Below are 12710 nucleotides of genomic sequence, written 5' to 3' on the forward strand. Positions count from 1 at the left end.
GACCGTTAAGGACAGAACCGTGACCACCGTCGACACCGCACTGGCCGAGCTGCTGAACAGCCGGATCCGGGACGTCCCGGACTACCCGAAGCCGGGTGTGCTGTTCAAGGACATCGCGCCGCTGCTCGCCGACGCCGAGGCCTTCGGCGCCCTGACCGGCGCGCTGGCGGACCGGGCCGCGCAGCTCGGTGCGACCAAGGTGGTGGGCCTGGAGGCGCGCGGCTTCGTGCTGGCGGCTCCGGCGGCCTTCGCGGCCGGGCTCGGCTTCGTGCCGATCCGCAAGCAGGGCAAGCTGCCCGGTGAGGTGTTCCGGCGCTCGTACGAGCTGGAGTATGGCTCGGCGACGCTGGAGGTGCAGTGCGACGCCTTCGTTCCCGGTGAGCGGGTGCTGGTGGTGGACGACGTGCTGGCCACCGGCGGCACCATCGGCGCCTCGCTGGACCTGGTGAAGGAGGCCGGGGCCGAGCTGGCGGGCGTCGTGGTGCTGATGGAGCTGGGCTTCCTGGACGGCCGCGAGCGGCTGGCCGGGCACCTGGACGGCGCTCCGCTGGAGACGCTGGTCACGGTCTGACGGACACCTCGGAAGGACGGCGGTCGGAACATCCGACCGCCGTCCTTCCGTTTCCTGGCACGGCCGGATGAACACCCCGGCGCCCGGCTCGGTACCATGAAGATTCATCCCCTCCCGGTTCTGCCCGACCGTTCGGGTCCCGGCAGGGGTCGGCCCCGGTGCCCCGAGGAGTTGTCCTTGCCCGACGAGGTTGTGCCCACGGCCGCAGCGGCCACCCCCGAAAACCGTCCCACGCCCTCGGGGGCCACCCCGGCACGCCCGGCGCCGACCTCGTCGCGTTCGCTCGGCCCCTCCGGCCGCGGCTCCACCGGCGGCATGCGAGCCCGGCTGGCCCGCCTGGGCGGCCAGCGCTCCAGCGTGCTCAACCCCGTCCTGGAGCCGCTGTTCCGCTCGATCCGGGCCAACGACCCCAAGGCCGACCCGGCGCTGCTGCGCGACATAGAGAAGGCGTACGCGGTCGCCGAGAAGTGGCACCGCGGGCAGAAGCGCAAGAGCGGCGACCCGTACATCACCCACCCGCTGGCCGTGGCGACGATCCTGGCCGAGCTCGGCATGGACGCCCCGACCCTGATGGCCGGGCTGCTGCACGACACCGTCGAGGACACCGACTACGGCCTGGAGACCCTGCGCAAAGACTTCGGCGACTCGGTGGCCCTGCTGGTGGACGGCGTCACCAAGCTGGACCGGGTCAAGTTCGGCGAGGCCGCGCAGGCCGAGACCGTCCGCAAGATGGTCGTGGCGATGGCCAAGGACCCGCGGGTCCTGGTGATCAAGCTGGCCGACCGCCTGCACAACATGCGCACGATGCGCTACCTCAAGCGGGAGAAGCAGGAGAAGAAGGCCCGCGAGACGCTGGAGATCTACGCCCCGCTGGCGCACCGGCTGGGCATGAACACCATCAAGTGGGAGCTGGAGGACCTCGCCTTCGCGATCCTCTACCCCAAGATGTACGACGAGATCGTCCGGCTGGTCGCCGAGCGCGCCCCCAAGCGGGACGAGTACCTGGCGACCGTCATCGACCAGGTCCAGGCGGACCTGCGCGGCGCCCGGATCACCGCCTCCGTCACCGGCCGGCCGAAGCACTACTACTCGGTCTACCAGAAGATGATCGTCCGGGGCCGGGACTTCGCCGAGATCTACGACCTGGTGGGCATCCGGGTCCTGGTCGACACCGTCCGCGACTGCTACGCGGCGCTGGGCACCATCCACGCGCGGTGGAACCCGGTGCCGGGGCGGTTCAAGGACTACATCGCGATGCCCAAGTTCAACATGTACCAGTCGCTGCACACCACGGTGATCGGTCCCGGGGGCAAGCCGGTCGAGCTGCAGATCCGCACCTTCGACATGCACCGGCGGGCCGAGTACGGCATCGCCGCGCACTGGAAGTACAAGCAGCGCGCGGTGGCCGGGGCGTCCAAGGTGCGTACCGACACCCCGACCCAGGTCCGCAAGGACGACAAGGCCGACGCCGTCAACGAGATGGCCTGGCTGCGGCAGCTGCTGGACTGGCAGAAGGAGACCGCCGACCCGGGCGAGTTCCTGGAGTCGCTGCGCTTCGACCTGGCCAGCAACGAGGTCTTCGTCTTCACCCCCAAGGGCGACGTGATAGCCCTGCCGGCCGGGGCCACCCCGGTCGACTTCGCCTTCGCCGTGCACACCGAGGTCGGCTACCGGACGATAGGCGCCCGGGTCAACGGGCGGCTGGTGCCGCTGGAGTCGACCCTGGAGAACGGCGACACCGTCGAGGTGTTCACCTCCAAGGCGGAGAACGCCGGCCCGTCCCGGGACTGGCTGGGCTTCGTCAAGTCGCCGCGCGCCCGCAACAAGATCCGCGCCTGGTTCTCCAAGGAGCGCCGCGAGGAGGCGATCGAGCACGGCAAGGAGGCGATCGTCCGGGCGATGCGCAAGCAGGGCCTGCCGATCCAGCGGATCCTGACCGGCGACTCGCTGGTCACCCTGGCCCACGAGATGCGCTACCCCGACATCTCCTCGCTCTACGCCGCGATCGGAGAGGGCCACGTCGCCGCGCCGAACATCGTGCAGAAGCTGGTGCAGGCGCTCGGCGGCGAGGAGGGCGCGACCGAGGACCTGGCGGAGACCGCCACCCCGACCCACGACAACCGCCGTGCGGCGCGCCGCCGGGCCAAGGGCGACCCGGGGGTGATCGTCAAGGGTGTCGAGGACGTCTGGGTCAAGCTCTCCCGCTGCTGCACCCCGGTGCCGGGCGACCCGATCGTCGGCTTCGTGACCCGCGGCAACGGCGTCTCGGTGCACCGCGCGGACTGCGTCAACGTGGACGCGCTGAGCCAGCAGCCGGAGCGCATGATCGACGTCGAGTGGGCGGCCACCCAGTCCTCGGTCTTCCTGGTGGCCATCCAGGTCGAGGCGCTGGACCGCTCCCGGCTGCTCTCGGACGTCACCCGGGTGCTGTCCGACCAGCACGTCAACATCCTGTCGGCGGCGGTGCAGACCTCCCGGGACCGGGTGGCGATGAGCCGCTTCACCTTCGAGATGGGCGACCCGAAGCACCTGGGCCACGTGCTCAAGGCGGTGCGCGGCGTCGAGGGCGTGTACGACGTCTACCGCGTCACCTCCGCCCGCAAGTAGCGGCGCCGCCCCGCCCCGCCCTGGGGCGGCAACAGCGCGGAAGGCCCCCCGGGAGTGCTCCCGGGGGGCCTTCGCGGTTCGGCGGGTCAGGGCGGTCAGCCGCTGAACTCCTCCTGGCTCTTGTGCGCCTGGTCCAGCAGGGTCCGCACGCCGGCCAGCTCGGACTCCAGCTTGGCGACCTTGGAGGAGTTGCCGGCCGCGCGGGCCTTGTCCAGGTCGGCCTGGATCTTGTCGGCCTTCGCCTGGAACAGGCCCACCATGCCGGCCGCGCGGGCCTTGGCCTCCGGGTTGGAGCGCTTCCACTCGGCCTCCTCGGCCTCGCGGATGGCCCGCTCGACCGCGTTCAGCCGGCCGTCCAGCTTCGGACGGACCTCGCGCGGCACGTGGCCGATGGCCTCCCAGCGCTCGTTGACCTCGCGCAGCGCGGCCTTGGCGGCCTTGAGGTCGGTGATCGGCAGGATCGCCTCGGCCTCGGCGGCCAGCGCCTCCTTGAGCTTCTGGTTCTCCACCTGCTCGGCGTCCCGCTCGCTGAACACCGCGGAGCGGGCCTGGAAGAAGACGTCCTGGGCGCCGCGGAACCGCGCCCACAGCTCGTCCTCGATGTCCCGCTGGGCCCGGCCGGCGGCCTTCCAGCGCGCCATCAGGTCGCGGTAGGAGGCGGCGGTGCTGCCCCACTCCGTGGACGAGGACAGCGCCTCGGCCTCGGCGACCAGCGACTCCTTGGTCTGCCGCGCCCTCTCGCGCTCGGCGTCCAGGGTGGCGAAGTGCGCCTTGCGGTGCTTGGAGAAGACCGAGCGGGCGTGCGAGAAGCGGTGCCACAGCTCGTCGTCGCTCTTGCGGTCAAGCCGCGGCAGGCCCTTCCAGGTGTCCACCAGGGCGCGCAGCCGGTCCCCGGCCTCCCGCCACTGGGTGGACTCGGCGAGCTGCTCGGCCTCGGAGACCAGGGCCTCCTTGGCCGAACGGGCCTCGTCCTGGGCCTTGGCGCGAGCGGCCTTGCGCTGCTCGCGCCGGCTCTCGATCTCACCGGCGAGCGTGTCCAGCCGCTTGGCCAGGCCCTCCAGGTCGCCGACCGCGTGCCCCTCGACCACCTGGGCACGCAGGTGCTCCAGCGCGGCCTGGGCGTCCTTCGCGGCCAGGTCGGTGGTGCGCACCCGCTTCTCCAGCAGGCCGATCTCCACCTCGATGCCCTGGTACTTGCGCTCGAAGTAGGCGAGGGCCTCCTCGGGCGAGCCGGCCTGCCAGGAACCGACGACGCGTTCACCGTCGGCCGTCCTGACGTAGACCGTGCCCTGCTCGTCCACACGGCCCCACGGGTCGCTGCTCATAGCGCGTCCTCCACATGACGTCGCGCCCGCGCCGGGGCGGCGCGCGTCCGTCGTCCACAGTTGATGTGCGACGGACCGAAAGAGTCCGCCGTCCCCGTCCGCCGTGCCTTGCTGCCGAGGGTGACGGCTAGGCGGATCCGGGCACCCTATACAACGCCAACATAGGCGACCAGGACCGGTGCTGTCCGCATCCGGGCCGGGCGATTTCGGTCCGGGGCCGTGCGGGGGCGGCGCGCACGCCGCCCGCCGACGGCCCCGGAGTCGGTCAACCCTTCGCCACCGTAACGGAGTTGAAGGTGACGTCGGCCATCGGGTGGCCGTCGGGCGAGCCTTCCAGGGTGCCCGCGGCGGCGATCTTCTGCACCGCGTCCAGACCGCCGGTGATCTTGCCGAAGGGCGTGTAGTTCGGCGGCAGCTTGGTGTCCTTGTAGACCAGGAAGAACTGGCTGCCGTTGGTGCCCGGGCCCGAGTTGGCCATCGCCACGGTGCCGGCCGGGTAGGTCGCGCCGGCCAGGTTCTCGTCCGCGAACTTGTAGCCGGGACCGCCGGTGCCGCCCGGGACGGTCGCGCTGGCGGTCGGGTCGCCGCACTGGAGCACGAAGATGCCGTCGGTGGTGAGGCGGTGGCACTTGGTGTGGTCGAAGTACTTCTCGCCGGCCAGGAAGGCGAAGGAGTTCACGGTGTGCGGGGCCTTGGCCGCGTCCAGCGCGATCGTCACCTTGCCGCAGTTGCTGTCCAGCGTCATGGCGTACGAGCCGCTCGGATCGATCGTCATCGGCGGCTCGGCCTGCCACTGCTTGCCGTTGGGCGCGCCCGGCGCCGGGGCGGCGCAGCCCTCGACCGGCTTGCGGGTCGGGGTGGTCGGCTCCGCGGTCGGCGCGGCCTGGGCGCTGTTCGCGGCCGAGGCCTTCTTGTCGCCCTTGTCGTCCGAACTGAACGCGCCGGTGGCGATCAGGGTGCCACCGCCGGCCAGCACCACGACCGCGAGCGAGGCGCCCAGGATCGTGTTGCGCCGCTTGCGCGCGGCCTCGGCCGCGACCCGGCGCTCCAACTGGCGCTCGTACTTCTCTCGGGCGAGCTGCCGCCGCCGCTGTTCGCTGCTGACCACCGGCCGTGTCTCCTACGGATGTGCGGGAAAAGTGGATGGATTCCGGAGCGGATCATCGCATCCCTCGGCGGCCAAGTGTAGGGACCCGGCCCGTAAGAACGCGGTGAACCTGTCAGGCCGCGCGCCCCGCCACCGCCATCTGGTTCGCAACCGGACCCGGACCGCCGGTAGGCTGCGCTTACACCACTTGACTTGCATCCCGTAGCCGTCGCCGACCACATAACGAAGGACGAGCGTGTTCATCGCCGGATTCCCCGCTGGAGCCTGGGGCACCAACTGCTACCTGGTCGCTCCGGCGGCGGGCGAGGAGTGCGTCATCGTCGATCCCGGCCACCAGGCGGCCCGGGGCGTCGAGGAGATGGTCCGCGAGCACCGGCTGAAGCCCGTCGCCGTGCTGCTCACCCACGGCCACATCGACCACGTGGCCTCGGTGGTCCCGGTCTGCGGCGCCCGCGGCGTCCCGGCCTGGATCCACCCCGAGGACCGCTACATGATGTCCGACCCGGAGAAGGCGCTCGGCCGCTCCCTGGGCACCCAGCTGATGGGCGAGCTCACCGTCGGCGAGCCCGACGACGTGCGCGAGCTCACCGACGGCAGCGTGCTGGAGCTGGCCGGCCTGAAGCTCACGGTGGACCACGCCCCGGGCCATACCGGGGGGTCGGTGACCTTCCGGACGCCCGGTGCCGAGGACCTCCCCCCGGTGCTGTTCTCGGGCGACCTGCTGTTCGCCGGCTCCATAGGGCGTACCGACCTCCCGGGCGGGGACAGCGAGGCGATCATGAACTCGCTGGCCCGGGTGTGCCTGCCCCTCGACGACTCCACCGTGGTCCTCTCCGGCCACGGCGGTCAGACCACCATCGGCCGCGAGCGCGCCACCAACCCCTACCTCCGACAGGCAGCAGGGGCGGCGGGCGCCCCGGCTTTCCCGCGACGAGGAATGTGACGGAAGAGAAGTTGAGCACCTTCACCGCCCCCAAGGGCACCTACGACCTGCTGCCCCCCAGCTCCGCGACGTTCCTGGCGATCCGCGACCGGCTCTCCGAGCCCTCCCGCCGGGCCGGTTACGGCTACGTCGAGACCCCGGTCTTCGAGGACGTGAAGCTGTTCTCCCGCGGTGTCGGCGAGTCCACCGACATCGTCTCCAAGGAGATGTACACCCTCACCACCAAGGGCGGCGACGAGCTCGCGCTGCGCCCCGAGGGCACCGCCCCGGTGCTGCGCGCCGCCCTTCAGGCCAACCTGCACAAGCAGGGCAACCTGCCGGTCAAGCTCTGGTACTCCGCCTCGTACTACCGCTACGAGCGCGCCCAGAAGGGCCGCTACCGCCAGTTCTCCCAGGTCGGCGCCGAGGCGATCGGCGCGGAGGACCCGGCGCTCGACGCCGAGCTGGTCATCCTGGCCGACGACGCCTTCAGCTCGCTCGGGGTGCGGAACTACTCGCTGCTGCTCAACAGCCTCGGCGACAAGCAGTGCCGCCCCGTCTACCGCGCCGCGCTGATCGAGTTCCTCTCCGGCCTGGACCTGGACGAGGAGACCCGCCGCCGCGCCGAGATCAACCCGCTGCGCGTCCTCGACGACAAGCGCGAGTCCGTGCAGGCCCAGCTGGTCGACGCGCCGATGCTGCGCGACTACCTGTGCGAGGAGTGCAAGGCGTACCACGAGAAGGTGCGCGAGCTGCTCACCGCGGCGGGCGTGGCCTACGTGGACGACCCCAAGCTGGTGCGCGGCCTGGACTACTACACCCGCACCACCTTCGAGTTCGTGCACAACGGCCTCGGCGCCCAGTCCGCGATCGGCGGCGGCGGCCGCTACGACGGCCTGTCCGAGATGATCGGCGGCCCGGCGCTGCCGTCCGTCGGCTGGGCGCTCGGCGTGGACCGCACCTTCCTCGCGATGGAGGCCGAGGGCATCGCCCTGGAGCTGCCGTCCGCCACCGCCGTGTACGCCGTCGCGCTCGGCGAGGAGGCCAAGGACGTCCTGTTCGCCAAGGTGACCGAGCTGCGCCGGGCCGGTGTGGCCACCGACCTCGCCTTCGGCGTCAAGAGCATCAAGAACGCCATGAAGTCCGCCGACCGGTCCGGCGCCCGCTTCGCCCTGATCGCCGGGGACCGGGACCTCGCCGAGGGCGTCGTCCAGCTCAAGGACCTGAGCACCGGCGAGCAGACCCCCGTCGCCCTCGACGCACTCGTCACCACCCTGAAGGAGAAGCAGCTGTGATCCGCACGCACGACGCGGGCACGCTCCGCCCGGAGCACGCAGGCACCACCGTCACCCTGGCCGGCTGGGTCGCCCGCCGCCGCGACCACGGCGGCGTCGCCTTCATCGATCTGCGCGACGCCTCCGGCACCGTGCAGATCGTGGTCCGCGACCTCGACTCGGTGCACGGCCTGCGCGCCGAGTACTGCGTCAAGGTCGTCGGCGACGTCCGGGTCCGCCCCGAGGGCAACGAGAACCCGGACATCCCGACCGGCGCCGTCGAGGTCGTCGTCAGCGAGATCGAGGTGCTCTCCGAGGCCGCCCCGCTGCCCTTCCCGGTCGCCGAGTACGAGCCGGGCACGGTCAACGAGGAGGTCCGGCTGCGCTACCGCTACCTGGACCTGCGCCGTGAGGGCCCGGCCAAGGGCCTGCGCCTGCGCTCCAAGGTCAACAACATCATCCGCCGGGTGATGGAGGAGAACGACTACCTCGACATCGAGACGCCGTACCTCACCCGCTCCACCCCCGAGGGCGCCCGCGACTTCCTCGTCCCGGTCCGCCTCCAGCCCGGCCACTGGTACGCCCTGCCGCAGTCGCCCCAGCTGTTCAAGCAGCTGCTGATGGTGGCCGGCATGGAGCGCTACTACCAGATCGCCCGCTGCTTCCGCGACGAGGACTTCCGCGCCGACCGGCAGCCGGAGTTCACCCAGCTGGACATCGAGGCCTCCTTCGTCGACCAGGAGGACATCCTGGCCCTCGGCGAGAAGATCATCGGCGCCATCTGGCGCGAGGTGCACGGCTACGAGGTCCCGAACCCGCTGCCGCGGATGACCTACGCGGACGCCATGGGCCGCTACGGCTCGGACAAGCCGGACGTCCGCTTCGGCCAGGAGCTCACCGACCTGACCGAGTACTTCAAGGGCACCGACTTCCGCGTCTTCCAGGCCCCGTACGTCGGCGCCGTGGTCATGCCCGGCGGTGCCTCGCAGCCGCGCAAGCAGCTGGACGCCTGGCAGGACTGGGCCAAGGCGCGCGGCGCCAAGGGCCTGGCGTACGTCCTCATCGACGCCGAGACCGGCGAGCTGCGCGGCCCGGTCGCCAAGAACCTCTCCGAGGAGCACCTGGCCGGCCTCGCCGCCGCCGCGGGCGCCAAGAACGGCGACGCGATCTTCTTCGCGGCCGGCAAGGAGCGCGCCTCGCAGGAGCTGCTCGGCGCCGCCCGTCTGGAGATCGGCCGCCGCTGCGAGCTGATCGACGAGTCCAAGTGGGCCTTCCTCTGGGTCGTCGACTTCCCGATGTTCGAGCCGATCGAGGACGACAAGGGTCAGTTCCAGGGCTGGCACGCGGTGCACCACCCGTTCACCGCCCCGACCGCGGAGTCGCTGGCCACCTTCGACACCGACCCGGGCTCGGCGCTGTCCAACGCCTACGACCTGGTCCTCAACGGCTCGGAGCTGGGCGGCGGTTCGATCCGTATCCACCAGCGCGACGTGCAGAAGCGGGCGTTCGACGCGATCGGCCTCTCCGAGGAGGAGGCGGCCTCGCAGTTCGGCTTCCTGCTGGACGCCTTCAACTACGGCCCGCCGCCGCACGGTGGTGTCGCCTTCGGCCTGGACCGCATCGTCACGCTGCTGGGCGGGTACGACACCATCCGGGACGTCATCGCCTTCCCGAAGACGTCCACCGGCGGCGACCCGCTGACCGGTGCCCCGACCCCGATCACCCCGGCACAGCGCCGCGAGGCCGGCGTGGACGCCCAGCCGAAGGTCCGCGAGGACGCCAAGGGCGAGGCTCAGCCCAAGTCCTGACACCGCGTCATCCGCTAACCTGCAACGGCCCCGGACGGTCCACCCACCGTCCGGGGCCGGTCCACAACGGTGTGTGACACAGGGAGGGTTGACTCAATGCAGGTCACAACGAGAGTCGAATGTCCGGATGACGCCCCGGCGACCAGGCGCGTCCACATGGCCGCGTTCCCAGGGCCGGACGAGGCGGACCTGGTGGACGCGCTGCGCCGCGATCCCGCCTGGCTGCCCGGCCTGTCCGTGGTGGCGGTCGACGAGGCCGGGCTGGTGATCGGGCACGCGCTGCTGAGCCGGCTGCGGGTCGGCGACGGCAGGGGGCTGGCGCTCGCGCCGGTCGCGGTGGCGCCCGAGTGGCAGCGCCGGGGCGTCGGCGAGCTGGTCGTCCGGGCCGCGCTGACGGCGGCCGAGGACGCGGGCGAGAAGCTCGTGGTCGTCCTCGGCGATCCGGAGTACTACAAGCGGTTCGGCTTCGCGCCGGCCGGGCGGCACGAGGTCACCGGCCCGTTCGAGGTGCCGGAGACGTACTTCCAGGCGCTGCCGCTGACGGGGTACGACGGCGGCCCGCGCGGGCTCTGCCGCTACCCCGAGCCCTTCCTCGCCCTCTAGGGCCCGTCTCCCTCGGGTGCCTCTCCCAGGGCCGGTCCACGAGACCGCCCCGGTCGCCACGGCCCCGCCGACCTGCGGATCCGGCCAGCGGCGCCTACGGTGAGTGCGCATCAGCATTCGACCGAACGGAGGACCCGAGGGTGGCCGAGCAGCAGCGCAGCGGCAAGCCGGAGAAGCTGGCCAAGAGGCCGTACGAGAGGGAGCTGCTGCGGCTCCAGCAGGAGCTGGTGAAGCTCCAGGAGTGGGTGCGGGTCGAGGGCGCCCGGCTGGTGGTGGTCTTCGAGGGGCGTGATGCGGCGGGCAAGGGCGGAGCGATCCAGCGGGTGACGGAGTACCTGAACCCGCGCATCGCCCGGGTCGCGGCGCTGCCCACGCCGACCGAGCGGCAGAAGACCCAGTGGTACTTCCAGCGCTACGTCGAGCACCTGCCGGCCGCCGGGGAGATCGTGCTGTTCGACCGCAGCTGGTACAACCGCGCGGGCGTCGAGCGCGTGATGGGCTTCTGCGACGACGACGAGTACTGGCAGTTCCTGCACCAGTGCCCGACCTTCGAACGGATGCTGATCGAGTCGGGCATCCTGCTGCGCAAGTACTGGTTCTCGGTGAGCGACACCGAGCAGGAGCGGCGGTTCCGGGACCGGCTGGCGGACCCGATGAAGCGCTGGAAGCTCTCCCCGATGGACGTCGAGTCGATCACCCGCTGGGAGGACTACTCGCGGGCCAAGGACGAGATGTTCCTCCACACCGACGTCCCGGACTCGCCCTGGCACGTGGTGGAGAGCGACGACAAGCGCCGGGCCAGGATCAACATGATCGCCCACCTGCTGTCCACCGTGCCGTACCAGGAGACGAAGGTCCCGCAGATCAGGTTGCCGCGCCGCCCCGCGTCGCGCGGCTACCAGCGCCCCCCGCGTGACCTGCAGAAGTACGTCCCGGACCACGCCGCCGCGCTGGAGTAGCGGCCCGGGCTGTCCGGGGCCTCGCATAGGCTTCCGGTGTGGACGAACCGGACCTCTTCACCGCCGCAGCCGAGGAACGCCAGACCAGGGAGCCCGGCCGGGCTCCCCTGGCCGTACGGATGCGTCCGCGCACCCTGGACGAGGTGGCCGGGCAGCGGCAGCTGCTGAAGCCAGGCTCGCCGCTGCGCCGGCTGGTCGCGGGCTCGCGCGGCCCGGCGGCGACCAGCTCGGTGATCCTCTGGGGGCCGCCCGGCACCGGCAAGACCACCCTGGCGCACGTGATCAGCCAGGCCGTCGAGGGCCGCTTCGTGGAACTGTCCGCGATCACCGCCGGGGTCAAGGAGGTCCGGGCGGTGATCGACGGCGCCCGGCGGGCGGTCGGGATGTCCGGCCGGGAGACGGTGCTCTTCCTGGACGAGATCCACCGCTTCTCCAAGGCCCAGCAGGACTCTCTGCTGCCGGCCGTGGAGAACCGGTGGGTCACCCTGATCGCGGCGACGACGGAGAACCCGTACTTCTCGGTGATCTCCCCGCTGCTGTCCCGCTCGCTGCTGCTCACCCTGGAGTCGCTGACCGACGAGGACATCCGGGCGCTGCTGCGCCGCGCGGTGGCCGACGAGCGCGGCCTGCAGGGCGCGCTGGAACTGTCCGCGGAGGCCGAGGACCACCTGGTGCGCCTGGCCGGCGGGGACGCCCGCAAGGCGCTCACCACCCTGGAGGCGGCGGCCGGGGCGGCGCTGGAGGAGGGTGAGCCGAGCATCACGCTGGCCCTCACCGAGACGGCGGTCAACCACGCGGCGGTGCGTTACGACAAGGACGGCGACCAGCACTACGACGTGGCCAGCGCGCTGATCAAGTCGATCCGCGGCAGCGACGTGGACGCCACCCTGCACTACCTGGCCCGGATGATCGAGGCGGGGGAGGACCCGCGGTTCATCGCCCGCCGACTGATGATCTCGGCCAGCGAGGACGTCGGCCTGGCGGACCCGACGGCCCTGCAGACGGCGGTGGCGGCGGCCCAGGCGGTGGCCCTGATCGGCTTCCCGGAGGCCCGGATCATCCTCTCCCAGGCGGCCATCGCGCTGGCCCTCGCGCCCAAGTCCAACGCCGCCTACCTGGCGATCGACGCGGCGCTGGCGGACGTCCGGCAGGGCCTGGCCGGCGCCGTCCCGTCCCACCTGCGGGACGCCCACTACGGCGGCGCGGGCAAGCTCGGCCACGGCAAGGGCTACCGGTACCCGCACGACCTGCCGGAGGGCATCGCCGCCCAGCAGTACGCGCCGGACGCGGTGCACGGCAAGGAGTACTACCAGCCGACCAGGCGCGGCGGCGAGGCCCGGTACGCGGACGTGGTGGAGTGGACGCGCGGGCGGCTGCGGGGGGAGCGCAGGGCGGAGAAGAAGGACGGGAGGAAGCCCGAGGAGCAGCCCGGGGAAAAGGGCGAGTGATCCACCGGTATACTTCGTCGGAGTGCCATGTCCCGGGACGGCGGCGGGGGAGACCCCACCGACCGGCCGCACCAGCGGGGCATCG

10 protein-coding genes are annotated in these 12710 nt (G+C 71.7%); 8 read left to right on the forward strand and 2 right to left on the reverse strand.

What is annotated here, in order from left to right:
- The first annotated feature begins 19 nt into the window (after nucleotides 1-19).
- Both ACWDBE_RS18590 and ACWDBE_RS18595 read left to right on the forward strand, forming a co-directional pair.
- Nucleotides 20-571, forward strand: a complete 552-nt coding sequence (locus ACWDBE_RS18590) for an adenine phosphoribosyltransferase (protein WP_449808558.1) — start codon at nucleotides 20-22, stop codon at nucleotides 569-571.
- A 120-nt stretch (nucleotides 572-691) separates the two neighbouring features.
- Nucleotides 692-3178 (forward strand): RelA/SpoT family protein, encoded by a 2487-nt coding sequence (locus ACWDBE_RS18595; protein ID WP_449808602.1) that lies wholly within the window; start codon nucleotides 692-694, stop codon nucleotides 3176-3178.
- Nucleotides 3179-3273: 95 nt separating this feature from the next.
- Here the strand turns inward: ACWDBE_RS18595 and ACWDBE_RS18600 are convergent, their stop codons facing one another.
- A complete protein-coding gene (locus ACWDBE_RS18600; RefSeq protein ID WP_449789491.1) occupies nucleotides 3274-4503 on the reverse strand; it encodes a DUF349 domain-containing protein in 1230 nt (409 codons plus the stop codon).
- A gap of 265 nt (nucleotides 4504-4768) precedes the next feature.
- Nucleotides 4769-5611 carry a peptidylprolyl isomerase gene (locus ACWDBE_RS18605; RefSeq protein ID WP_449789490.1) on the reverse strand — a complete coding sequence of 281 codons (843 nt, stop codon included), beginning with the start codon at nucleotides 5609-5611 and terminating at the stop codon, nucleotides 4769-4771.
- Nucleotides 5612-5846: 235 nt separating this feature from the next.
- Between ACWDBE_RS18605 and ACWDBE_RS18610 the strand changes: the two genes are divergently transcribed.
- The 6 genes from ACWDBE_RS18610 (at nucleotide 5847) to ACWDBE_RS18635 (ending at nucleotide 12625) form a co-directional block, all read left to right on the forward strand.
- On the forward strand, nucleotides 5847-6554 hold the full coding sequence (locus ACWDBE_RS18610; RefSeq protein WP_074002379.1) for an MBL fold metallo-hydrolase: 708 nt from the start codon (nucleotides 5847-5849) through the stop codon (nucleotides 6552-6554).
- A gap of 11 nt (nucleotides 6555-6565) precedes the next feature.
- Nucleotides 6566-7828 (forward strand): histidine--tRNA ligase, encoded by a 1263-nt coding sequence (gene hisS / locus ACWDBE_RS18615; RefSeq protein WP_449789489.1) that lies wholly within the window; start codon nucleotides 6566-6568, stop codon nucleotides 7826-7828.
- Nucleotides 7825-9615, forward strand: coding sequence for an aspartate--tRNA ligase (aspS, locus tag ACWDBE_RS18620; protein ID WP_449789488.1), 1791 nt, complete (start codon nucleotides 7825-7827; stop codon nucleotides 9613-9615). The genes hisS and aspS overlap by 4 nt, the downstream gene beginning before the upstream one ends.
- 156 nt (nucleotides 9616-9771) lie before the next feature.
- On the forward strand, nucleotides 9772-10218 hold the full coding sequence (locus ACWDBE_RS18625; RefSeq protein ID WP_449789487.1) for a GNAT family N-acetyltransferase: 447 nt from the start codon (nucleotides 9772-9774) through the stop codon (nucleotides 10216-10218).
- Nucleotides 10219-10358: 140 nt separating this feature from the next.
- A complete protein-coding gene (gene ppk2 / locus ACWDBE_RS18630; protein ID WP_449789486.1) occupies nucleotides 10359-11177 on the forward strand; it encodes a polyphosphate kinase 2 in 819 nt (272 codons plus the stop codon).
- A gap of 38 nt (nucleotides 11178-11215) precedes the next feature.
- Nucleotides 11216-12625, forward strand: a complete 1410-nt coding sequence (locus ACWDBE_RS18635) for a replication-associated recombination protein A (protein WP_449808559.1) — start codon at nucleotides 11216-11218, stop codon at nucleotides 12623-12625.
- Nucleotides 12626-12710 lie beyond the last annotated feature (85 nt).

This window comes from Kitasatospora sp. NPDC001132 (assembly GCF_053598415.1).